The following is a 23148-nucleotide window of genomic DNA, read 5'->3' as shown; positions in this document are numbered from 1 at the left end:
CTAGCAACGGCGCATTGCGGCGGGCCAAGCGAGAACCAGGGCCAGTGACAAACGGCCGCCGCCCCCCGGCTCGCCCCAGCAGTTCGACCTCGGATGGATCAAAATTACCAGCCTCATGGGCCTTGTGTCGCATTGGCATAGGTCTCTCCTCAGCAACGGGAAGCCGCAATAAAAGCACAGCGTCTGCCCGAGGCAAGCCGTCTCAATTCTCTTCCCAGTAGTCCAGCAGTCTCGCATGTCGCAGCTTCTCTTCGCCCTTGAGCGTCTTCACGCGCCCGACCAGGCCAGGTTTCAGCCACTCGGCCTTTTCCTTCTTGTGTCCTTTGGGAACGGGACCGCCAACCTTGCCCTGCACACGGTCCCAAAGCGCTTGCCTCTTGTCGGCCCTGAAGCTTACGAACGCGCCGCCTTTGTAGTGGCCCTTTTCAGCCATGATCACCTGGGCAGCCTTGCCGGGATCCCGCTGCACGCCAATGATGTCCATCTGCTTCTCTTCGAAGCATTTGATCTTGCGCCAGGCCACCGTAGGGCCGCTGCGATACGCTCTGTCCTTCCTCTTGGACACCACGCCTTCAAGTCCGGCCTTGTCGACGAGATGATAGACCGCCGCGCCAGTGCCCGGCAGCGCCTCGCTAAACTGTATTCGCCCGCCTTCCGGGATCATGCCTTTCAGGATCTCGCGTCGATCGACCAGCGGCATGGCTCGCAGATCGTGACCATTGAGAAGCATCAGGTCGAACGCGACAAGATACAGATCGGGGGAAGGCCGGCGGCGACCAATGATGCCTTGCAGCGCGTGGAAATCGGACAGCCCGGCCTCATTGATCATGATGGTTTCGCCTTCGAAGATGAAGGTTTCGGCCTTGATCGCGGCGGCTTCCTCGACAAGGTAACGATACCGAGCCGTCCAGTCGAAGCCTTTCTTTGTCAGCATCGGAATCCCGTCTTCGTCTTTGATGACCTGGTGGCCGTCAAACTTTATCTCGTGGCTCCAGTCGTCACCCTCAGGCGGGGTATCGTAAAGCTCCGGATCCATCGGCTTGATGAACTGCCAACGCGTCCGCTGACCCGCACAGACCGCGATTCAATAAGCTTACGCTAAAATAGTTCCGGACATTTTAGCTAAGTTGAATGTTTTATTCACTGCAACATGATGCAGCGAATGTCGCGTGCGTCGAAGGTTGGAGACGAGATCACCTCATCCGTCGCGAAGATCGGATTGCGCCCGTGGGAACTGCACTGTTCCCAGAGCCTGTCGCCCACGCGCGCAGGCACCCTTCCGGCTTGTCGGGATCGGCAGGCGGATCATCCGGGGGATCGTTGGCGGCGGGTTTGTCCCTCGCCTTCGACCTGGCGGGCTTGCCTGCGGTTCGGCGCGGTCCACCGACACCGCGTTCGCCGGTGCCGGGCGTACCTGCCGGGAAGCCGAAGCCGGCCACCTGGCTGACAGGGCGCCGCGTACCATGCCGATCAGAACGCCGTCGGCGACCTTCTCGACGTTGCCGCAGCTTACTTGCGGCGCGGCGCCCTCGATCTGGGCAATGTTCGAGACGACCTCCCGGCCGTCATCGTTCGGAACGATAGCGGCATATCGTGTCGACATTGGTCGGTTCCTTCTTGTGTTGCGGTAGGGAACATCGGTCTGATTCTTAAGTTGGGGCCAAGAAGCCCCTGACTTAAGGACTCACCGTGATGAATGTTTTATTGCTTGATTTGATCGAAGAGATGGCGGCGCTGCTGCCGCACGAAACGACAAAGTCCCTCCCGGAAAGTGCGCCGAATTTCCCGAATGATCTTGACCCCGTCATCCGCGCTGTCCCAGCCGCAACGGACCTCCCGAACAAGCCAAGGCATCGTGGCGATGAGTAGATTTGAGCCTTGGCGCAGCCTGCTGAAGACGCTGGACGCGCCAGAAATCGTCGTGTCTTTCGAGCAGCTGGATGAAATCGTGCCTTTACCAAAGGCTGCTCACATGGACCCTAATTGGTGGTCGAACGACAACAGGGGAGACAGAACGATCCAGGCTGAGGCGTGGCACCAGGCTGGGTATCGTGCAGTCGCCGATCTCCAGAAGAAGGTCGTCTTGTTCAAAAAGTTAGCCTAAGAGCAAAGCATGTCAGCGCAACGCTCAGAAAGGATAGAGTTCCCTACCCGTAAAGAGGAGCAGAAGGGCACTGGGAAGCTTGTTATGTGGGCCGCGATCGCCGCCGGTTTCATCTTCGTAGGCCTGATCGCTTTCTTCGTTCTGACCGGCGGGTGATGGCAGACCGCCTTTGAGCGCGCCCCATTTCAAGTCGTGGGCCGGTGTGAAGACGTAGCCGAGAACAACGGGGAGTTTTTGACCAGCCACGCCTTCATCCGGTGACGCCGATGTTCATGCCGGTATTATAGGAGACGATCCGGGACGCCGCATCTTCGTGACGGCGCGATATTGCACCGATCACGGTCGATGACTTCTTGGCGTGGCGCCCAAGAGGAGCCCTGAGCCGAAGCGCACTTCGTTCATTGGTAGTGATTTTGCTCTCTGCTTCGATCGACAATAAAAGCCCGCCGACCGGAGCCGATGGCCTTGATCAGCAAGCCAGGCTTCAGCCGGTCGGGCCGCAGTTAGAAACACAAGCAGCGACAACCGCCGTATCGCGCTTCACCAGTGCCGGCTTAACGTAGATCTTCTTCATACGATACTTCCCCGCCTGACAGCCCTCAATATGCTAGGACTGTCTTGTGAAGGTGCTGACCGCCAAGCTTTACGGGCGAATTGCTAGAAGTCGGATGGTCGTGCGGATGGGATCTTCAGGGCGAGCGGGGAGGATTTGATAGGATGGCGCCAAGATTTATAGCAAAACAGCTTTCCTGGCCGAGCGGGATCGCCGGCCGGCTTGTGCGGGCCGGTATGAACCGCGGCAATGCCGGGCTTAACAGATACGCTATCGATCAGTTGGGTTTGGTTCCGGCGGACCATGTCATAGAGGTTGGATTCGGCGGCGCGGCCCTGTTGCCGCAGTTCCTTCGCGAGGCAGCTTTCGTCTGCGGTGTTGATCGCTCACGGGATGTCGTGAACGCTGCCACCCGGCGGTTCGCGAACGCAGTGCGTGCCAGAAAAGCCGAGTTCCTGGTGGGCGCAGTAGAGAGCCTACCTTTGCCAGATGCCGCGTTTGACAAGGCCCTCAGTGTCCACACTGTGTATTTCTGGCAGAACCTTGAAGCTGGATGCGCTGAGCTTGTTCGCGTTCTGAAGCCGGGCGGGCGCGTCGTGCTGGGCTTTCTCCCGAAGATGCATATGGACCGGATGAATATGCCGTCGGATATCTTCACAGCCCGCGAGCCTCATTCGGTCATCGAGGCCTTGCAAGATGCAGGGTTTAAGGAAACCGAGGTGCGGAGACCCAGCCCTGGAACGGCATGGCTAGTTGCGACAGGCGTGCGAACAGACTGAGCAACGCTAGCCCGACGGCCGGGCGGCGGTATCGCTCAATCGTAGGGCGCTGCCGGTTCCGCTGGGTTCCCAAGTTTGGCGGGCAACTGAGGCGCAGGCGGTGGGCCCACCCCAATGGCGGAAGAAGCGGGCCCGGCCAGGAGCGAATTCCCTAGCCGCAGCGGAGGGGATTGCTGCACTTCAAGAACCAGCCGACGAAAATCAAGTTCCGGTTATGCTAAAAAAAGCCGCTGTCCCTTGGGGGAGAGCAGCGGGCAAGTTTGGAAGTGCGCTGCCATGAGTTTCAAGCACGTCACCCCGGCCGAGCAGGTGTGCCGAAGGCCGCGGACTTTGAGCAGGGCATTCTGGATCACGGCCGCTGTGGGGCGTCGGGCAATAGATCGGGAAGCCTGTCGTTTTGGGCCAGATCATCCAGCATCCGGACGATGGCTTTCGCGGCTTCTGATTTGCAAGAAATAGTGGCGGCGCGCTCCATCCACGCGCGATTCCACGATCCCTTCCTCTGCTAGAAGCGCCAGGTGCTGAGATGTGGCCGAAGCGGAGAGACCTATCAACCCGGCCAACTCGCCCACCGTTTTTTCACCGTCAATCAAATGAACCAACATCAATAAACGCTTGCCGTTGCCCAAGGCGCTTAGCCAACGAGCAATGAAGGCTGCGGACGCTCGGGCGGGTCGCCGACCGGCGCCGCAATGCGGGATCCGCCTTAATTTCTGCAAGCCGCTTTCTGACGTACGACACTAAACCGCTGACCTTGTGATTCCAGTGCGGACGGACCGCCGCGCCAGTGGAAAAGCCCGCCACCGCGTGAAGGCAGTGACGGGCTCTTGTTTGTCCGCTCGGTCGGGGGACGACCGAGCACATGCAGAACGTCATCAAGCGGGATCGGTTCCAACAAAAAAGCCCGCCACCTTTCGGGAGCGGGCACAGACAATGGCGGGTGCAATGCAAGGGCGGTAGTGCGGTCTCCTAATTTCGTCAGCGGGATTCCGCAAAAAGACTCGCTGCCAGAGAGGTCGTCGCAGCGGGCAAGTTTTGAAGTGCGCTGGAATCACCAGCGTCGATCAACGAGCGGCGGCGAGGTTGGTTGCCGGAATATTGATCCCGCACCGGCCGCCCCTAGGTCCTCCTCAAGGTCCAAATTCCGTGCAGGCCGATGGTATGGCGACGCGAGCGCCCGGCGGTGCGGTACTGCACAACGTAGCTGCGCTTAAGCTGCATCTCAATACCCATCGACTGCACGATAGGCGCATCTGTGACCTGGTAGACGGAGACGAAGCCTATCCCGAACCCACCGATTTGCGAGGCGACACGAATCTTATTTCGGCTCCCATACGAGGGATGGCGTGGAAGCTACACGCCCGCATGCGACCATCGGGATCGCCACCCTGCTCCCATGGGCAGCGGAGTTCGTGAAGGCCGCACGTTGAGAATTCCGCGTTGTTCCGGATAAACAGTGCATTGTCGGTCACGTCGAAGATGAGGTTGTCCGCCGCCGCGTCGTCCGCGTTCTAGATGATCTCGAGCGCCATGACACCAAAGCCCCGGAGGCCAGCATCGCAACAACGAACGGCAGCTTCAGGATCGTCGGCAACATTGCTACATGGGAACATCAAGCGCGAAGCTGCCATGCGCGCCAAGACGAGTCGACTTCGGATTAAAGAGAGGTCGTAGGGGCAGCCAAAGTCGAAGAAAGTTAGATTCGGGTTCGTGCCTCCTTCTACCTTCAAATTCCGAACGATTCTGTACTGGAAGTGGGACTTCAGCACTTCACTAGAGCCGACCTTGCCAACTATTCGCTTATATGCGTCACCCGAAGTGCTGGCGTGCGGACCTCACCCGACCGCGGCAACTGATACCCCAACTGGTTGGTGCCATCTTGCTGGAGCGTCGAGCGAGTCGCACGAGTTTGACCGGGTCGCCAAGGAGCTGCGCGTCACCTGACGGCGAAGGCCTAAGCAAGCTCGAGGCAGAGCGAAACGCCCATCCAGGGTTATTGCTGGATACTGGTGGACGAGTACCCAAAGGAATACGCACTGAGCCCTGCCGTTGCGGGCCGCTGAATGGACGATGAGGAGCTCAATGTCTGTTCGAGGACTTGCGTCCGCCTGCCTCGACGGCCGCCGGAACGGGTGTGTCATTTGGCGATGCTGATGCTTCACTCATTCTCAAACGCCTTCTTCCCCTTTGCTGCCCAGAGCGCCCGCGCCTGTGCCCCCGATCGCTTTTGAGCTTGTCGACCATGCAGAGCAGAGCGCCGAGGATGGTGGCGCTATCATCGCCGGTGAGGTCGACGATCCTGGCCTTGATAATGAGGCCCCCAGTTCGATCAGATGCCGCGTGCGCTTGCGGTGTTCGACCTGCCAGCTGCGCACGTCATGCCGCGCTCGGGCCGCCTGATGGCGGTTGCGCTCTGTCCGGCCGCGCTGGAGTGCCGTCAGCGCCGCCGTCAGTCGGCGGTGCAGATCGCCGTGACCGGCTTTGAAAGAACACGGCCCCGCGCTTGGCCCAAGCCTGCTTCTTTCCGGTGCTTTGGTTTCGCCCAGCACGATCAGCGCACCCGCCAGTTCTTCGGCGCTGAGCGCGTCGGCTCCGGTCAAGATCACCAGTTCGCCAAGCTGCTGTACCTTCCGGTTCTTGAGCTCGCGCGCCTTGTCTTCGAGTGACTTCAGTTCCGCGTCGAAGTCCCGTGGTTTGCGCATCTGCGTCTGCATTACCTTCGTCCGTTGTCGATGCAGTGATGGTAATTGAGCGTGTCGCGGAAGGCTTCCCTGTTGCCGGGACAGCCCGGGACGGGCTGGTCCATCCCGAGAATTTTTTGAGGGAGGGCGCGCTTATACGTCGTGCCGACGTAGGCTTTGACGTGCAAATGATCTGGTCGCGATGGCGATCTATCATCTTCATGTCAAAGTCATTGGCCGGAAGGCAGGCTCAAGCGCTGTCGCGTCGGCCGCCTACCGCTCGGCTTCGCGGTTGCGTGACGAGCACGTCGAACGCAGCCATGATTTTTCAGCCAAACGCGGTGTCGTCCATTCCGAGGTGATGTTGCCGCAGGATGCACCCAAAGCCTGGCGCGACCGCGAACGGCTTTGGAATGATGTCGAGGCGTTCGAGGTTCGCAAGGATGCGCAGCTTGCGCGCGAAGTCGAGTTTGCGCTCCCGCGTGAACTCAGCCAGGCGCAAGGCATCGAACTGGCGCGCGACTTTGTACAAGTCGAGTTTGTCAGCAAGGGCATGGTGGCCGATCTCAATGTGCATTGGGACAGGGCGGAGGATGGCAGTCCCAAACCGCATGCTCATGTGATGCTCACCATGCGGTCGGTGGACGAGAATGGTTTTGGCGCCAAGGTTCGAGACTGGAATGCTACCCAACTGGTCGAGCGCTGGCGCGAGCGATGGGCGGAGCTCGCCAATGAGCGTTTGGCCGAACTCGACATCGACGCCCGCATCGACCATCGCAGTCTGGAAGCGCAGGGCATTGCCCTGGAGCCACAGACCCAGATTGGTGCACCGGCTCAACGCATTGAGAACGGTGGCCTTGCTGCTGGCGACACTGAAGCCGATCGCGCCGAACTGCATCGCGAGATCGCGCACAACAATGGTGCGCGCATCATTGCCGATCCATCCGTGGCGCTGGATGCCATCACGCATCAGCAATCGACCTTCACCCGAAAAGACATTGCGAAGTTCTCGCATCGCCACAGCGACGGAGTGGAGCAGTTCAACGAGGTGATGGCAGCTATCAGCAACGCACCCGACCTGGTCGAGCTCGGCAAGGATCGACGCGGCGAGGACCGCTTCACCACTCGGCAGATGATCGAGACCGAACAGCGCCTTCACCGCGCGGCAGAGCGTATCGATTTGGACGAGCGCCACGCGGTGGGTGACGCACATCGCGAGGCAGCCCTGGCGCGGGCTGCGCAACGCGGTCTTGTCCTGTCAGGCGAGCAGACCGATGCGCTTGCGCACATCACCGATGGTCGCGGTCTTGGTGTCGTTGTCGGTTTTGCCGGAACGGGCAAGAGCGCCATGCTGGGCGTTGCGCGCCAGGCATGGGCCGCTGCGGGCTACGAGGTTCGAGGCGTGGCCCTCTCCGGCATTGCCGCCGACAACCTGGAAGGCGGTTCAGGCATCCCGTCACGCACCATCGCCAGTATGGAGCATAGCTGGGGACAGGGCCGGGATCTGCTCACCGCGCGCGATGTGCTGGTGATCGATGAGGCCGGCATGGTCGGCACGCGCCAGTTGGAGCGCGTGCTTTCCCATGCGGCGGACGTCGGCGCGAAAATCGTCCTCGTCGGCGATCCGCAGCAGTTGCAGGCAATCGAAGCCGGCGCTGCATTCCGTTCAATCCACGAGCGACAAGGCGGCGTCGAAATTGGTCAGGTGCGCCGGCAGCGCGAGGACTGGCAGCGTGAGGCAACGCGCGATCTGGCAACCGGCAGGATCGGTGCTGCGATCAGCGCCTACGACGCGCAAGGCATGGTGCACCAGGCTGCAACGCGCAATGAGGCGCGAGGCGAACTCGTCGAGCGCTGGGATCGCGACAGGCAGGCGCATCCAGAGGCAAGCCGGATCATCCTCACCCACACAAACGACGAGGTGCGCGCACTCAACAACGCAGCGCGCGAGCGAATGCGCGCTGCCGGCGATCTCGGCGACGAGGTTCAGGTGGATGTGGAACGCGGCCCAAGAAACTTCGCCAGTGGCGATCGCGTCATGTTCCTGCGCAACGAGCGCGGGCTTGGCGTCAAGAACGGCACGCTGGGCATCGTGGAGGAAGTCAGCAAACAAGGCATGACGGTTCGCACCGATGACGACAGGTCGGTCCGCTTCGATCTGAAAGATTATGCCGACATCGATCACGGCTATGCCGCGACCATTCACAAGGCTCAAGGGGTGACCGTCGACCGGACCCATGTGCTCGCGACGCCTGGCATGGATGCGCATGGCAGCTACGTCGCCATGTCGCGGCATCGAGACGGGATGGACCTGCATTATGGCGGCGATGACTTCGCCAGCCGCGAGCGGCTCGCACGCACGCTGTCACGGGACCGCGCCAAGGACATGGCGTCGGATTACGAGCAGATCGACCCCGCGCAGAGCTATGCCGAGCGGCGCGGCATCACGTTCCGCGAGCGCGTCGTCGTGATCGTGCGCCGCATCGTTCCAGAGAAGCTGCGCGACAGGATCGGCGGATTGCTGGACGGGTTGCGCTCGCCAGGAGACGGCGAGCCTATGCAGGGAGGTGGGCAGAGACCGGAAAGGGAAGATGTTGGGGTGCGGATCGGAGATGCTGGCCCGGCGCCGGAGAGAGATCCTTCTGCCAGGGGAGTGCCGCGGAATGTGCCGGTGGACGCGGAAGCGGCGTTGCGCAGTGCTCGCACGAAGGCGCTTGTGCGTCATGCGCGCGCTCTCGACGCGATCCTCAGTGCTGGAAATGCGGACGGGCAGGGCAGTCCCGAGCAGACGCGCGAGTTGAGTGATGCCCGTAACGCTTTCGAGAAGGTGCGGCCCTATGGCTGGCGCGATGCCGAAGCGGCTTATGTGAAAAATCCAGAACTTGTCCGCGAGGCGGGGGCCGGCCGCGTCAGCCGCGTCGTGCTTGCTCTCCAGCTTGAAACGGAAATTCGTACCGGACTGGACAACGATCCCGGCCGCCGCGCCGACCGTTTCGTGGAGCGTTGGCAAAAGCTCGATCGTACGGGACAGCAGCAATATCAGGCCGGCGACATGTCCGGATACAAATCAACGCGGTTGGCCATGTCGGATATGGCCAAAAGCCTCGAACGCGATCCGCAGCTTGAATCCCTACTGGCAAACCGCAAACGCGAGCTTGGCATCAACGTGGATTCGGGTCGTCGCTTGGGCGCGGAACTCGCCTTCAGTCGCGGCATCAGCAAGGGGCGGGGCATTGGAATCTAAGGCACGCCGATTTGCCGACGTTTCCACTCCGCAGCCGGCTGAGGCGACAAACCTGATTGCCTCCGGCATGGGTTCGTCTTGTCTGTCCCAGCTGAAATCAGCAACAACCAGTGAGGTGCAGGCAAGCTATGTCTCAGCCAGATCGCATCGTACGCCTCAGAACCGTCCTTGACCGGACCGGCCTGTCCCGCTCAACCCTTTATCGCAAGATCGCCGAAGGAACGTTTCCGGCTCAGATCAAGATCAGTGTCAACGGTGCGGGATGGAGGGAGTTGGATATCGATCGGTGGATTGAGAATCCCGTATCGTGGAGGCCGAAGCGAGATGATGAAATCAGATTGCAAGAGGTGGCAAAATGATAGCATCTATCGCATCATTCAAAGCAATTTTCTGTGGATAACGGAACCGAACCATCGGTATGATTTTGGATTGGGTAATTTTGTGGGTATTTATCAATATCCTCACTGACTTTTTATAAGTAAATTCAAATAGATAGCTAAAAATTCGATTCCGCCTCTGGCACCATCACCCTCCCAAGGTGTTGATACAGCTGAAAAACCAGCAAAATTATGTGGTTAGGGCTACCCGAGTGCTACACACAGGTGTTACACATGGTCCTAGCAATGGGCCGTTCCGTTAAACATCGTAAAACCGGCGTTTACTGGTTCCGAAAGCGGGTGCCAGCTGACATCGCCGTGTTGACCGGCCGCCGAGAAGTCAATGCATATCCCGGAGCCTTGGTCTATTTCATCGAAGGCGGTGCGATCCCGGCTGGAATCTCTCAAGCTGCGGTGCAGATGTCCGAAGATCGGCGGATTTGGCGACCGCTGCCGGAGGGCATCGGAAAGGTGACGGGTAAGCTCGCTGGAGCGACAGAATGCTCGCGTGGCCAAGGCGTTCTTGGACCACCTTCGGATGCAGGCCGCTTAGCAGCAGATGGCTTGGCTAAAGCTACAAAGTTAAGCATTGACTTCCAACGCATATGGAGATCGTGATTGGCGGAAGGTGACCAATCGCGCCGCGCCCGTGCGCCGCGTTCCCTGCGCTCACCTTTTCGTCCAAGAATGTCCGGCTTCCAATCGGCTTTACGTCAACGATCACAGTTGTGGACGAAAATTGCCCGTCCGTCGAAGCTGATGCCGCCTGCTGCAGTGCCGCCGCGACGACGGCGCGCCCGAACGATTCATATGTGTGAACCGAACCTGCAAGATTGGCAATTTGGGATTGAAACTCCGTCTCTTTTCCGCGTGGACTTTTGGCCATAGTTTGACTCCCGATCATGAGGAGTTTCACTATAAACGGCTGTGCCTGAAGCCACAACTTGCTTTATTTGATGCGGGGTAAATTCGACACCTTGTTCAGCGCAGTCTTTTCTCAGTTTACGCGCTATGGATGTTGCGCAGGCTTTGGCGCGATCCTGCGAGCCAAGGAGATGCACGCTTGGAAGCGCAAGCACTGGCGGCAGAATGGTGCCCTCGGTTCGGCCAGACGACTTACGATTTGATTGATCACCGCGTCTATGAGGTCGGTTGGAATAGAAGGGAGACGCCTTGACACATCTCGACGAGTTGCTTCGCAAGTATCGGGATGACACGCTGTTTCGTCGTCTGGCAATCGGTTCACCGACTTGGTCTGAAATGATCGCAGAGGCAATCATGAAAGATCGCACCGGTGCGGACTATCGTCTGGCCAGTCATAACGCAGCCTCCATCGATCTGGTCGCCGAGAACGGCAACCATGTGCAGGTCAAAACTGTTGGCACCGTTTCTTCATTCGCCGGAATTCGGCGAGGTCGCGATACAGCGGTCGAAGTCCTTGTGATCACGACTTTCGGCGAGCAGCTCCGCTTCTTTCTGGTGCCCATGACAAGGTTCAAAGAGATCGCTCGCACCTACGACTACCCAGAACGCAATCTCTTTTCGTGGGAGATCAGTGGCTCCCGCATAAAGAGCGGCGCGCTCGACGCTTTCGAGATTTCCCGAGATGGGGTGGAGATTCCCGGACTAAAAATGGGGTAGCAAATCGAGCGATGGCTACCCCAAAGACTACTGACCCGCGCTCCGCATGTTCCACGGGAGGGCGTACTTCTTGATCAAACCCAGTTCCAGCCCGGCGCTTCCGTGAACCGGCAGGCCGTTCCACTCTAGGTCAGGGGGAAACGCGTAGACATCAATCTTGGCGTGCGTTGCCAATTCGTTGATCATGGTCGCGTTGATTTTCAGGCTTGTGCGCTGCGAAACCCCGGGGCGACCGTAGAAATAGAGCCGTTTGGCCAGCCCCATAGTTGCAACTCCGACATACAACACGACATCGCTCTTGGCGAAGGCATACACGCCGACCGCCTTGGGCAGCGAAGCATATGGATTCGATTTCGCCTTTCGTTGGACGCAGCCTTCAACGAGCCATGATGATCGGCAGTCCGGGAGCCTCGATCATGGACCTTGTCACGCCGCCGAAAATCCTCTCGCGCAGCCGCGAATGACCATAGGCCCCCATGACCATGAGCTCGGCCCCAGTGTCGACCGCGTGCTGGCGCAGAACGTCGGCGATCGAGTGGTTTGAACTCGGCAAACGGTCCACAGTTACCTTTACGCCATGACGGGAAAGATAGGTCGCCACGTCCGCCCCGGGCTCCGCGCCGTGATGCCGCTCGTCCTCGATCGGGTCGACCATGACGACCCGCACCTCATCGGCACCTGAAAGGATGTCGAGCGACTCTCGCAAGGCGCGCGACGCTTCCAGGCTGGCGTCCCATGCGACGAGGACGCGCTTCGGTTTCAACGTCGCGGACGCCCCTTTGGGGACGAACAGGATTGGCTTTCCCGACGAAAACAGCGCGCCTTCGATGACCTTCTCCTTGAGCGTTTGGCTCGCCAGCAAGTCCGGCCCAAGGACGGTTATATCGGCGTAACGCGCGCGCCGGCCGATGACCTCATCCGCCCAGGCATGGTCCGGGTAGTCATCACTGAGGTCCGTCGATACGGGGCTCTCCGACAGCATTTTGGAAACGGCTAAATTCCGCTTCTGCAGCATTTCCATTTCGGCTTCTCGCTCCGCGAGCCAAGCCGGCGAAACCACCTCGGCATATGCCCCGCCAGAGGGAGGCGCCGCGATGACCAGAACAAGCACCGAGAGATGGGCATTGATTTCTTCACACAGGCCGGCGGCAAGCTTCAGATCAGCGTCTCCCTGATCGGCCCCTGTAACCGTTAGCAATGTCTTGAATGGCATGGCGGCGTCTCCTTGTTCGGGAGTCATAACGTAGCCAGCCGGTCGGATTCCTGCCTTGCGCTAAATCAAACCGATCGCTTCGCAGGATTGATCCCGATCAACGTACGCGCGCCTCGCAAACCTTAGCCTGACACCATGGCTGGAGGCGGATCAAATGAGATTCGGAACAACGATAGGTTTCCTGGCGTTGACGCTGAGCACCGCGGCGGCACAACAGATGAGCAATGGACGCCAGGAATATCTGAACTCCTGCGCCGTCTGCCACGGCGTGGACGGCAGGGGCGACGGACCAATGGCTGACGTATTGCGGAAGAGCCCCGCGGATTTGACCACGCTCGCGAAGCGCAATGGCGGGGAGTTCCCCTACTGGCGGGTCTATGCCACGATCGACGGTCGCGGCCTCGTGCCAGAGCACGGCGAGCGCGACATGCCAGTCTGGGGCAATCAGTTCCTGCCCGACGATGTGAAGCGCTACGGTCCCTACGGTGGCGAAGCGATCACCACGGAACGCATTCAAAACCTCGCCGGTTACGTTCAGACGCTTCAACGCTAGCAGGACTGGCACGCGCAATGATCACTCAAAATCAAGACGTCGTGGTCGAGATGATGAAGGACCCCGCCACCTATGGCGAGGCTGGTCCCGTCGAGACGATCGAAACCCACATTTCCCGGATATTCCTTATAGGGCAACGCGCATTCAAGATGAAACGCGCGGTCAAGCTGCCCTATGTCGATTTTTCGACGCCGGAGTTGCGGCTCGCCGCCTGCGAAAAGGAAGTGGAGTTGAACTCCAGAACGGCGCCCGGTCTCTATCTCAATGTCCGCCGCATCACGCGTGCGGGAAATCGGCTTGCGATGGATGGGTCGGGGGAACTGGTCGACGCTGTTATCGAGATGGTTCGCTTCGATCAGTCGAACCTCCTCGATCGCTTGGCCGCCGCGGCGAAGTTGACCCCCTCGCTGATGACGGCCGTGGCGCGCATGATTGTCCAATATCACCGCAATTCCGAGGTGATCCACGCTGGCAGCGGGTCAGGGAACATTGGCGGTGTGCTTGAAATCAATTCGGCCGGATTTGCTACGAGCCACGTGTTCGATGGAAAGGAGATCGAAACGCTCAACGCGGCGTTTCGCGCCACCCTCGCCCGCCATGCCGGCCTGCTTGACCAACGCGAGGCGGCAGGCCGGGTCCGCCGCTGCCATGGCGACCTGCATCTGCGTAACATCTGCGTCTTCGATGGCGAGCCTCGCCTGTTCGATTGCATCGAGTTCAATGATCAGATCGCCACCGTCGATGTCCTTTACGATCTCGCATTCCTGCTGATGGACCTGTGGCATCGCGGTTTTCCGGAGTTCGCCAATCTGGTGATGAATCGCTATCTCGACGACGCCGATGACGAGGATGGCTTCATCCTGCTGCCCTTCTTCATGGCGGTGCGGGCGGCGGTGCGTGCTCACGTGACCGCGACACAGGTCGAGGAGGGCAGCCAGGACTCGACAAAGCTGGTCGCCGAAGCGCGATCTTATTTCCGACTCGCGCACGTCCTGCTTGCCGAAACGCCGCCTCGGCTCGTGGCGATCGGCGGTCTGAGCGGCTCGGGCAAGACGACGGTCGCCGAAGCGCTTGCGCCGAGGATCGGCGCGCCGCCCGGCGCCCGAATCGTCGAGAGCGACCGCATCCGCAAGGCCATGCATGGCGTGGCCGCCGAAACGAGGCTGCCGGACAAGGCCTATCGGCCCGGCGTGTCGGAACGCGTCTATCGCCAGATCGCCTGGCGTTCGGAACTGATCCTGGCCGAAGGAGGCTCCGTGGTCGCCGACGCCGTATTCGACAAACCGGAGGATCGCGACAGGATCGAGCGCGCCGCGAGTGACGCGAATGCCCCGTTTGCGGGATTTTGGCTGGCGGCCGATCCGTCTGTGCTTTGGCGTCGTGTCAGCGAGCGAAAGGGCGGCCCGTCGGATGCCACGGTCGACATCCTGTCACGACAATTGCAGCGTGACGCCGGTGCGTTGACTTGGCGCAAGATCGAGGCAGACCGCAAGGTGGCCGAAATTACCGCCGAGATGGCGGCCGTGATTGAGGGCACCGCTTCAGCCAGCTTCAGGAAGACCGGATCATAGAGCTGACCACCGCCTAGCGGATCTCCAGTGTCGCCATGGAAAGGCCGGGCTCGCTGGGATGATGGGCAACCGAGAAGCCGAACTCCCGGCACATTGTGAGCATCTTGCGATTTTCGTTGAGGATCGTGCCCTCGATGCGGCTGATACGTTCAGCCCTCGCATAGTCGATGATCTGGTTCAGCAGATCCCATCCCAGCCCATGGCCCTGTAGGTCCGATCGCACGAGCAGCGCATATTCGCCGGTCCTGTGATCGGGATCGCAGGAAAGCCGACCGATTCCCGCCAGCGCTCCCGTGTCCTTTTCAAGCGCGACAAAGGCGATGTCGCGATCGTAGTCAAGCTGCGTGAGCCGCTTCAGCATCTGGTCCGGGAAGTTCTTGCGCAGCGACAGGAACCGGAGCCTCAGGTCATCGGGGGAAATTTTCGCCAGGAACACGGGATAAAGCGCTACGTCCGCGGGGACGATTGGCCGGATGTGAAAGGTCATACCGTCCGACAGAAGATCGCGACTCCATCCTGACGGATAGGGTCTTATGGCAAGGGCTGGGTTCGGGGCTGGCTCATCCACCCGTCGCGTGTCGATTTCGATGCGGGCATCGAGCGCAATCACACCTTCGGCATCGGCAAGCAACGGGTTGATGTCGAGGGAGACCAGGCAAGGGAAGTCGACGATCATTTGCGACAGGCCATTCAGCGCAGCGATGATCTCACCTCGGTTGGCTGGCTTGCGATCGCGATAGCCGGCAAGCAGGCGGCCTATTCTGGTCGCGTCGATCGCGTCCGCTGCCAGCACGTCGTCAAGCGGCGGCAGGGCGATCGCGGTATCGTTCACAACCTCGACCGCTGTGCCGCCAGCGCCAAACAGAATGATCGGGCCAAACATCTGGTCCAGATTCATGCCCAAAATGAGCTCCTGCGCATGCTTGCGCACGACCATGGCTTGCACGGTGTAGCCGTCGACCTTCATCTCCGGCGACCGCGCGCGCAAGCGTGCCTCGATCGACTGGGCGGCTTCCGCAGCCTTCTCGGCGGTCGCAATGTCGAGGACCACGCCGCCGAGGTCCGATTTGTGTGAAACCACTTTCGACAGCAATTTGACGACCACCTTTTCGGAGCCTTCGAGAAGCTCGCCGGCTACCTGCGCAACCTCGGGGATGGATCCGGCTACAATGGTTCTCGGCACGGGGATGCCATAGGCGGCTATCGCCGCTTTTGCTTCCGGCTCCGTCAGCATGCGCCGCCCTTCGCTGGCCACCTGCCGGAAGATGGCATGCACCGATGCCTTGCCGTCGACCCGGTCATCACCTTGGCTCGAGGGCGTGCGCAGGAGCGCCCGCTGAGCTTGCGACCATTCGCTGAGATAGGAGGCAGCGATCGCCGCGTCCTCCGGCGTTTCGAAGCTCGCAATGCCGGCTTCCGTCAGGACGCGCCGGCCTTCGCGCGCGGTATGCTCACCGAGCCAGCACGCAAGAAGTGGTTTTCCACCGATCTCGCCTTCGTCGCCAAGCTCGGCCACCTTCCTGGCGGCGTCGGGCGAGGAACCGAGCCCGGTTGGGCAGTTCATGACAAGTATGACGTCCGTTCCCGGATCCGCCGCCAAGGCCTCCAGCGCCGCCCCGTAGCGCTCCGGGGCAGCATCACCGACGATGTCGATCGGGTTTGCATGCGACCAGGTCGGCGGCAGCACATGGTCAAGCTGCTTGATCGTCGAGGGCGCAAGTTCAGCCAACTCGCCTCCGCGGTCGACAAGCTTGTCGACCGCGAGAACGCCTGCGCCGCCGCCATTGGTGACGATACCGACGCGCGCCCGATCGAGCGGAGAATAACGCCCGATCGTTTCGGCGGCATCAAGCAATTCGGCGAGATCTTTCACACGCAGCACCCCTGCCCGTCGTAGCGCCGCTTCCACGACCCGGTCGGAACCAGAAAGTGCTCCAGTGTGGGTCGCGGCCGCCTTGGCCGCCTGTTCGTGACGGCCGGGCTTGATGGCGACTACCGGCTTGAGGCGCGCAGCCGCCCGAGCGGCCGACATGAACTTGCGCGGGTTGGGTATGGTTTCGAGATACATCACGATGGCTCGCGTGTGAAAATCGCCCGCCAGCATGTCGAGGCAGTCGCCGACATCGACGTCCGCCATGTCGCCGAGGGAGATGATCCGGGAAAAGCCGACATTGTTCGCGGCCGCCCAATCGATCAGCGACGTGGCGATCGCGCCGGACTGCGAGATCAGAGCGATGTTCCCGGGCTTCGGCGCCATATGGGCGAAACTGGCGTTGAGCTTCGCTGGAGGGACTATCAACCCGACCGTGTTCGGCCCGATGATCCGCATAAGCGAGGACTTGGCCGCATCGAGCATCGCCTGGCGCAGACCATTCCCATGATTGAGCCCCGCCGTGATAACGACGGCCGCTCGTGTTCCCCTCTCGGCCAGTTCCCGCACGATGCCGGGAACGGTGTCGGGAGGGGTTACGATCACGGCCAGATCGGGAACGCCCGGCAGATCGGCAACCCTGCCGTAGCAGCGGTGGCCGGCCACGTGCGAATATTTGGGATTGACCGGCCAAATCTCTCCCTCGAAGCCGCCGACCACGATGTTGTCGAAAACAACGCGACCGACCGAGCCAACGCGCCCGGTCGCGCCGACAACAGCGATGGATTTCGGGGAAACGGCGTATTCAAGATTTCGGATTGTCATCCCGGAAAACTCCTTGCCGCCACATTCACCGAAGGCGCCGAGCATTCATTGCGCCAGATCAAGGCGTCATCCGGGCCCTTGCGGATAGCTACAGCAGCGCTGCTCCCAAGCTGTTCTGCCGTCGAAGGAGAAACCGATGAGTTATTATTTCAGCAAAAGCCTCGACATGCCGTTCGCCGCGGCGATCGAACACGTCACCAAAAAGCTTGCAGACAAGGGCTTCGGTATCCTGACGCGGATCGATGTCCAGCATACGATGAAGCTCAAGCTGGGTGTAGACTTCAAGCCCTACATGATCCTCGGCGCCTGCAATCCGCATTTCGCGTGGCGCGCGCTGCAGGCAGAGGACAAGATCGGCGCGATGCTGCCTTGCAACGTAATTGTGACCGAGATCTCGCCAGGCACAGTCGAGATTGCCGCTGTCGATCCGGTCGCGGCGATGGGGGTCGTCGAGAACCCGGCACTTGCCGCAACAGCAAAGGATGTCCGGTTGTTGCTGCACGAATTGATCAGCGAACTTTGACGGCCGACTCCATGGACGAGTCCGCACTGCGGCGCGCGCTGCTGATCATCGCCATAGTAGGTCTGGCGCTTGGGCTTGGAGTGTGGCGGAGCGGTATTGGTCCCATCTCGCCTGACACAATCTGGACAGTGGCGACCCTGCCCGTCGTTTTCACACTCGCCATCTCCATCTTGCGGGATTTCTGGATCGGCCGGATCGGCGTCGACGCGATCGCGCTGGTTTCAATGTCGGCGGCGCTGCTGCTGGGGCAGGCTCTGGCGGCGGTGGTTGTCGCCATCATGTATGCCGGCGGCACAGTGCTGGAAGACTTTGCGCGCGGCAGGGCGGAACGCAATCTCAGAGCGCTGACCGATAGGGCGCCGCACGTGGCGCATCGTAAATCCGCAGATGGCACCGAGACAGTTCCGATCGAGCAAGTGGCGGTCGACGACGAGCTTCTGGTGCGCGCCGGCGAATTGCTGCCGGTCGACGGGATCTTGGTCAACGCTTCGGCCATGTTGGATGAATCGACCGTCACCGGCGAGCCCCTGCCGGAGCGTCGCGGCGCCGGCGACGTATTGCGCAGCGGCACCGTCAACGTCGGCGAGGCCTTTGTCATGCGGGCCTCCGCTGTGGCCGACAAGAGCACCTACGCCGCGATCGTGCGCATGGTCGCAGCCGCGCAAACCGCCAAGGCGCCTTTCATACGCATTGCCGATCGTTTTGCCCTGCTCCTGCTTCCGGCCACGCTTCTGGTCGCCGGCATCGCCTGGTATCTTTCCAATGATCCGATCCGCGCCCTCGCCGTTCTGGTGGTCGCAACGCCGTGTCCGCTGATCCTCGCTGCGCCTGTTGCATTCATCGGGGGCGTGTCACGTGCCGCCAGGGCCGGGATCCTCATGAAAGGCAGCGCGGCGATCGAGGCCCTCGCCCAAACACGCACCGCAGTCTTCGACAAGACCGGAACCTTGACGCTCGGCGGCGCCGAGCTGATCGAGATCGACGTCGCTCCGGGCCAGGAAGCCGATGAATTGCTGCGGCTGCTGGCCTCGCTCGAACAGGCATCGCATCATGTCCTTGCGGATGCGATTGTCCGCATCGCCCGTCATGGAAACCTGGCGCTCTCCCAACCCCATGATGTCCGCGAACATCGCGGGGAAGGCCTGAAGGGGCTGGTGGACGGAATGTCGGTCGCGGCCGGGTCGAGGCCGCTCGTTCTTGGGAACGACCCACTGCCGAAGTGGGCGGAAAGTGGAGAGAGCCGGTACCGCGACGCGCAGGTACTCAGGGTGTTTCTGGCTATCGATGGCCGGCTTGCCGGCATTTTCACATTAGGAGACACCATACGCGAGGATGCTCCTGACACTCTCGGGGCTCTGCGTTCGGCGGGGGTCGCGCGGATAGTCATGCTCACCGGCGACGATGGCACAGCCGCTGAAAAGGTTTCCGCTTCGCTTCGGCTCGATGCGTTCTTTGCCAATGCCACGCCTGCCGACAAGGTCGCGACAGTGGAGGCCGAGAAGGCGACGGCGCCGACGATGATGGTGGGCGACGGCATCAACGATGCTCCTGCCCTTGCCGCGGCGACCGTGGGCATTGCCATGGGGGCTCGTGGCGGGACAGCTTCGTCGGAAGCGGCGGACGTGGTCGTGCTGACCGACAGGCTGCAGCCTGTCGCCGAAGCATTGCGGATCGCCAGGCGCACGCGCGGGATTGCCCTGCAGAGCATCATCGTCGGGCTGGCGCTGTCGGGCGCAGCGATGATCGCGGCCGCCATGGGGCACATAACGCCGGTGGCGGGAGCATTGCTTCAAGAGGGTATAGATGTCGCCGTCATCCTCAATGCGCTGCGCGCCCTTGGCGACGGGCATTTCGAAAACAATCGAACCAGGACAGTTGAACGGTCATGATGCAGGAGAATCTCGTGGTTTGCACCAAATGCGGCGTGGTCAATCGCTTGCCGCCGAACCGAAACGGCACCGACGCGCAATGCGGAAAGTGTGGCGCCCGGCTGTTTTCAGGGGTCCCGCAGGATATCGACGCGATGAACTTCGATCGTCAGATCGGGCGCGGCAGTCTACCCGTCCTCGTCGATGTCTGGGCTCCATGGTGCGGTCCCTGCAAGACGATGGCGCCGGCCTATGAAGCCGCAGCCAAGGCGCTTGAGCCTCATATTCGGCTGGTCAAGCTGAATTCCGATCAGGAGCAGGCCATCGCGGCGAGGTTGAGCATTCGCGGCATCCCAACCATGATCCTGTTTCACCATCAGCGAGAGATCGCGCGCATCTCGGGGGCTATGAGCGCCAGCCAAATCGTCGGCTGGGTTCGCGGCCATGTACCGACCAGCGCCAGTTGAGCCTCCCGCCAGACCGGGATCCGTTTTGACCTTGATCAAGGTCACGCCCGGTTGCCACGGTAGGAATGGCGTCAAAGGAGTTTGCCATGACCAGCTTGCACGACCTCACCCCGAAATTCAGGAACATCCGCCTGCTTCTGGCGCGCGAGAAAGGCCATCCGGAAGGTGACAGCGAAGAAGGCTACGATGTGCTGGCTCCACTCACCGACGAGGGACGGCTGGATGCCGAGGAATGGAAATCGCATAAGGCCTTCTGCCGTGTCCGCCGCTTTGGCACCGGCGGACAGGATCTTGTCGGTCGCTTGCGCCGCAAGCCAGGCGGTCAATGGTATTTCGACTATGCCGAGGGCGATCGTGACGATGAGGTTGGCTTTCATCTCGGCGAGGAGCGCTTCGTCACCGGGGAATATGTCTCCATAACGCGCAACGGGGCCATGCACACTTATCAGGTGGCCCGGGTCGAGCAACCTTAGCACGTCTCTCGCATCTGACCGGAGGGAGCCATGTCGCGCCGTATACTTGTTCTCATCGGCCACCCCGACCTTCCCCTGGCCGGCTGTGCCGTGCCTTGGCTTCCGCGTATACCGAAAGCGCGGAACGCGCTGGCCACACAGTACGCAAGATCGACCTGGCCTTGCTGGACTTTCCGATGCTCCGGACGATGCAGGAGTTCGAGCATGGCGAGATTCCCGACAGCCTGAGAGAGGCGACGGAGGCAGTCGTCTGGGCGGAGCATTTCGTCCTTGTCTTTCCGCTGTGGCTGGGCACCATGCCGGCCATGCTGAAGGCTTTCCTGGAGCAGGTGATGCGACCAGGCATCGGCAACGACATGGCTGGCGAAGCCGCCATCGCGCGTATAGCCGGTGAAGAGCGGCTGGTCACACAGGTTTTCGGCGCCGGCGCTGCAATAGGGACAATGTCCGCAAGTGTGCCCCAGCCATGGAGCGCCTACTCTCTGCCCGAGCGGGATTTCGACACGCCCTCACCGACAAGATCGACGATGCCGACGATTCCGTGACCCGGCACGAGCGGCAGCTTCGGCCGTGGCAACTCACCGTCCACGACATGCAGATCGGCGCGGCAGACCGCGCATGCCTCAACCTTGCAAGGGATCCGGGCGGTCGACGAGCGTCAAACGCGTACCGGGCTTTTCCAGCACCATTGCCTTCATCACGCTTCCCCGGTTTCTCAGATGGTAGATGAGAACAGCCCCGCTTCGGAATGGAAACGCTCGGGTTTGGCACCTCGTTCCTATCGCGGGTCCCTGATCTTGACCGGGTACGGCCGGATGTGACGACCGAAACCGTGACTCGCTGGACCATGGCTATGCTTCCGGGCAGAAAGCACTTCGAAATAAAGGCCCGCGGCGGCGAGATAAGCCAGGCCGAGTATCCCAGCCCAGATTTCAATCATATCGGAGGTCATGTCAGATTCTCCTGGTTGGTCCTGACCAGATAATTGCCGAGCCAAATCATGCCGGCCTTGATCGTGGTCAATCGCACCGACCATGTGGCCCACACGCCATATCTGGCTCCATCCGATGATTTCGGGATCGCTCTAAGTAGTTTCCCTTAGGGAGATAACCGAATTTCGGCTTGGCCGGATTTGCGCGATTGCTGTTGTCACAAATTCACCGGGATCCCAGCCATGTACGCTCAAGCCTCCGCCAAGATCGAACTGCCGCCCCATCTTCTCCAGCAGAACCCAGCCGCCATCTTTGACGGCGCGGCCGTGCAGCCAGTGAGCTTCTTCGCGGCAGGCACCGAGATTTACGCTCAAGGCGAAAAGGCCGGAGCTCTTTACTACGTCGAGTTCGGCGCGGTCCGCATCTACCGGCTGCTCGCCGATGGCCGCAGGCAGATCAGCGCGTTCCATCTGGCCGGAGAAACCTTCGGGTTCGAGGCCGACGCCACTCACCACTTCTTCGCCGAAGCGATCAGCGCAACCGGTGTCCGGGCCTTGCGCGCTCCATCAGGCACGGACATGTCCCGCCAGCTCCTGCCTCTCGCGCTCAAGGGCCTGACCCGGGCACAGGAACATCTCCTCGTGCTTGGCCGCCAGAACGCCATCGAGCGCGTCGCGGCATTCCTCGTCGAAATGTCGGAGCGTCAGGGCGGGCTGCGGCAGGTGGAATTGCCAATGTCGCGGAACGACATCGGCGACTATCTTGGCCTTACCATCGAAACCGTGTCGCGGGTCTTCACCCGCCTGAAGGAGAAAGGCGTAATCCGCCTGCTCACCCTGCGCAGCATCGAAATTCTCAAGCGCGATACGCTGCTGGCAATGGGGGAATAGGCCATTCGAGCCAATCCCGCGCATCAATCCTGAAAGGGGCGCAAAATGAAAACCACACTTACAACTCACACTGGATTTCGCTTCGAAGTGCGTCATGCGCGCCCCGATGATGAGCCGATCGTTGCCGAGTTCTTCACCCATGTGACGCCGGAAGACCTGCGCTTCCGCTTCCTCGGGGCCGTGAAGGAGGTTTCGCACGAGCGGCTGGTGGCAATGACCCGCACCGATGATCCGCATGTCCATAATTTTCTTGCCTTCTCGACCGACGGAATGCTGATCGCGGTGGCGACCCTCGCCGCCGATCCGGCCGACCAGCGTGGCGAAGTCGCCATCTGCATCCGCGAGGATCGCAAGCATCTCGGCGTCAGCTGGGAATTTCTCGGCTATATCGCGCGCTACGCGGACGAGCACGGCATCAAGACGATCGAGTCGATCGAGAACCGTGAGAACCGCGCGGCGATCGAACTTGAACGTGAGATGGGTTTCACCGTCACAATGGATTCCGACGACCCGACGCTCGTTCTGGTCCGGCGCAAGCTCGGCGCCAAGATACCGAGCTAAAGCATGCAGCCCGGAAATGCGCG

The 23148-nt window shown here is 60.9% G+C and carries 20 protein-coding genes and 4 pseudogenes; 14 read left to right on the top strand and 10 right to left on the bottom strand.

The features are described 5' to 3' along the window. Window positions 1–202: 202 nt before the first annotated feature. Together AC1VON_RS09615 and AC1VON_RS09610 are read right to left on the bottom strand one after the other, a co-directional pair. Window positions 203–1036 carry an ATP-dependent DNA ligase gene (locus AC1VON_RS09615; RefSeq protein ID WP_483121731.1) on the bottom strand — a complete coding sequence of 278 codons (834 nt, stop codon included), beginning with the start codon at window positions 1034–1036 and terminating at the stop codon, window positions 203–205. A gap of 162 nt (window positions 1037–1198) precedes the next feature. Next, the gene (locus tag AC1VON_RS09610; RefSeq protein WP_483121730.1) at window positions 1199–1603 is read right to left on the bottom strand and encodes a hypothetical protein; all 405 of its coding nucleotides are present in this window, start codon (window positions 1601–1603) and stop codon (window positions 1199–1201) included. Between the two features lie 186 nt (window positions 1604–1789). On the opposite strand from AC1VON_RS09610, the gene AC1VON_RS09605 reads away from it, so the two are divergent. Further along, entirely contained in the window at window positions 1790–2104 is a 315-nt protein-coding gene (locus AC1VON_RS09605) for a DUF7662 domain-containing protein (RefSeq protein ID WP_483121728.1), read from the top strand. A gap of 24 nt (window positions 2105–2128) precedes the next feature. Here AC1VON_RS09605 and AC1VON_RS09600 read toward each other — a convergent pair whose 3' ends face one another. Further along, complete coding sequence (locus AC1VON_RS09600) at window positions 2129–2350, bottom strand: hypothetical protein (RefSeq protein WP_483121726.1); 222 nt, start codon at window positions 2348–2350, stop codon at window positions 2129–2131. A 471-nt stretch (window positions 2351–2821) separates the two neighbouring features. Between AC1VON_RS09600 and AC1VON_RS09595 the strand changes: the two genes are divergently transcribed. Beyond that, window positions 2822–3436: a class I SAM-dependent methyltransferase gene (locus AC1VON_RS09595; protein ID WP_483121724.1), complete on the top strand. Its 615-nt coding sequence runs from the start codon at window positions 2822–2824 to the stop codon at window positions 3434–3436. A gap of 407 nt (window positions 3437–3843) precedes the next feature. Here AC1VON_RS09595 and AC1VON_RS09590 read toward each other — a convergent pair whose 3' ends face one another. From AC1VON_RS09590 to AC1VON_RS09580, 3 genes and pseudogenes are all read right to left on the bottom strand, one after another. Beyond that, the gene (locus AC1VON_RS09590; protein WP_483121722.1) at window positions 3844–4065 is read right to left on the bottom strand and encodes an ArsR/SmtB family transcription factor; all 222 of its coding nucleotides are present in this window, start codon (window positions 4063–4065) and stop codon (window positions 3844–3846) included. Between the two features lie 1529 nt (window positions 4066–5594). Continuing rightward, a pseudogene (locus tag AC1VON_RS09585) lies at window positions 5595–5811 on the bottom strand (conjugal transfer protein TraD). Window position 5812: 1 nt separating this feature from the next. Further along, window positions 5813–6138, bottom strand: a pseudogene (locus tag AC1VON_RS09580) (conjugal transfer protein TraD). A gap of 181 nt (window positions 6139–6319) precedes the next feature. Between AC1VON_RS09580 and traA the strand changes: the two are divergent. The 3 genes from traA to AC1VON_RS09565 all read left to right on the top strand — a co-directional run bounded on the left by traA (window position 6320) and on the right by AC1VON_RS09565 (window position 11379). Further along, window positions 6320–9361, top strand: a complete 3042-nt coding sequence (gene traA / locus AC1VON_RS09575; RefSeq protein ID WP_483121720.1) for a Ti-type conjugative transfer relaxase TraA — start codon at window positions 6320–6322, stop codon at window positions 9359–9361. 128 nt (window positions 9362–9489) lie between these two features. Beyond that, window positions 9490–9720: a helix-turn-helix transcriptional regulator gene (locus AC1VON_RS09570; RefSeq protein ID WP_483121718.1), complete on the top strand. Its 231-nt coding sequence runs from the start codon at window positions 9490–9492 to the stop codon at window positions 9718–9720. Window positions 9721–10911: 1191 nt separating this feature from the next. Next, window positions 10912–11379 carry a histone H1/H5 family protein gene (locus AC1VON_RS09565; protein ID WP_483121716.1) on the top strand — a complete coding sequence of 156 codons (468 nt, stop codon included), beginning with the start codon at window positions 10912–10914 and terminating at the stop codon, window positions 11377–11379. 27 nt (window positions 11380–11406) lie between these two features. Here the strand turns inward: AC1VON_RS09565 and AC1VON_RS09560 are convergent, their stop codons facing one another. Next, a complete protein-coding gene (locus AC1VON_RS09560; protein WP_483121714.1) occupies window positions 11407–11694 on the bottom strand; it encodes a GIY-YIG nuclease family protein in 288 nt (95 codons plus the stop codon). Between the two features lie 61 nt (window positions 11695–11755). Further along, on the bottom strand, window positions 11756–12592 hold the full coding sequence (locus AC1VON_RS09555; protein WP_483121712.1) for a universal stress protein: 837 nt from the start codon (window positions 12590–12592) through the stop codon (window positions 11756–11758). A 154-nt stretch (window positions 12593–12746) separates the two neighbouring features. Here AC1VON_RS09555 and AC1VON_RS09550 point away from each other — a divergent pair, with 154 nt between their 5' ends. Then, entirely contained in the window at window positions 12747–13145 is a 399-nt protein-coding gene (locus tag AC1VON_RS09550; protein WP_172352538.1) for a c-type cytochrome, read from the top strand. A gap of 17 nt (window positions 13146–13162) precedes the next feature. Continuing rightward, window positions 13163–14716, top strand: a complete 1554-nt coding sequence (locus tag AC1VON_RS09545) for a bifunctional aminoglycoside phosphotransferase/ATP-binding protein (protein ID WP_483121709.1) — start codon at window positions 13163–13165, stop codon at window positions 14714–14716. A 13-nt stretch (window positions 14717–14729) separates the two neighbouring features. On the opposite strand, the gene AC1VON_RS09540 is transcribed toward AC1VON_RS09545, so the two are convergent. Further along, window positions 14730–17411, bottom strand: a complete 2682-nt coding sequence (locus AC1VON_RS09540; protein WP_483121707.1) for a bifunctional acetate--CoA ligase family protein/GNAT family N-acetyltransferase — start codon at window positions 17409–17411, stop codon at window positions 14730–14732. Window positions 17412–17547: 136 nt separating this feature from the next. Between AC1VON_RS09540 and AC1VON_RS09535 the strand changes: the two genes are divergently transcribed. The 5 genes and pseudogenes from AC1VON_RS09535 to AC1VON_RS09515 all read left to right on the top strand — a co-directional run. Beyond that, window positions 17548–17934: a DUF302 domain-containing protein gene (locus tag AC1VON_RS09535; RefSeq protein WP_172352541.1), complete on the top strand. Its 387-nt coding sequence runs from the start codon at window positions 17548–17550 to the stop codon at window positions 17932–17934. Window positions 17935–17945: 11 nt separating this feature from the next. Further along, entirely contained in the window at window positions 17946–19823 is a 1878-nt protein-coding gene (locus AC1VON_RS09530) for a heavy metal translocating P-type ATPase (RefSeq protein ID WP_483121705.1), read from the top strand. Beyond that, window positions 19823–20269, top strand: a complete 447-nt coding sequence (gene trxC, locus AC1VON_RS09525; protein ID WP_172353140.1) for a thioredoxin TrxC — start codon at window positions 19823–19825, stop codon at window positions 20267–20269. Before AC1VON_RS09530 ends, trxC begins: the two co-directional genes overlap by 1 nt. Window positions 20270–20355: 86 nt before the next feature. Further along, a complete protein-coding gene (locus AC1VON_RS09520; RefSeq protein WP_483121704.1) occupies window positions 20356–20742 on the top strand; it encodes a hypothetical protein in 387 nt (128 codons plus the stop codon). A gap of 95 nt (window positions 20743–20837) precedes the next feature. After that, window positions 20838–21110, top strand: a pseudogene (locus tag AC1VON_RS09515) (NAD(P)H-dependent oxidoreductase); the annotation flags it as partial. Here the strand turns inward: AC1VON_RS09515 and AC1VON_RS09510 are convergent. After that, a pseudogene (locus AC1VON_RS09510) lies at window positions 21084–21440 on the bottom strand (alcohol dehydrogenase catalytic domain-containing protein); the annotation flags it as partial. The pseudogenes AC1VON_RS09515 and AC1VON_RS09510 overlap by 27 nt on opposite strands. A gap of 476 nt (window positions 21441–21916) precedes the next feature. On the opposite strand from AC1VON_RS09510, the gene AC1VON_RS09505 reads away from it, so the two are divergent. Both AC1VON_RS09505 and AC1VON_RS09500 read left to right on the top strand, forming a co-directional pair. Further along, window positions 21917–22564, top strand: coding sequence for a helix-turn-helix domain-containing protein (locus tag AC1VON_RS09505; protein WP_483121702.1), 648 nt, complete (start codon window positions 21917–21919; stop codon window positions 22562–22564). 45 nt (window positions 22565–22609) lie between these two features. After that, window positions 22610–23125, top strand: a complete 516-nt coding sequence (locus tag AC1VON_RS09500; RefSeq protein WP_483121700.1) for a GNAT family N-acetyltransferase — start codon at window positions 22610–22612, stop codon at window positions 23123–23125. The last annotated feature ends 23 nt before the right edge of the window (window positions 23126–23148 follow it).

The organism is Mesorhizobium sp. HAY1-8B (genome assembly GCF_056868045.1).
This window is presented reverse-complemented; position numbering and strand designations above follow the sequence as displayed.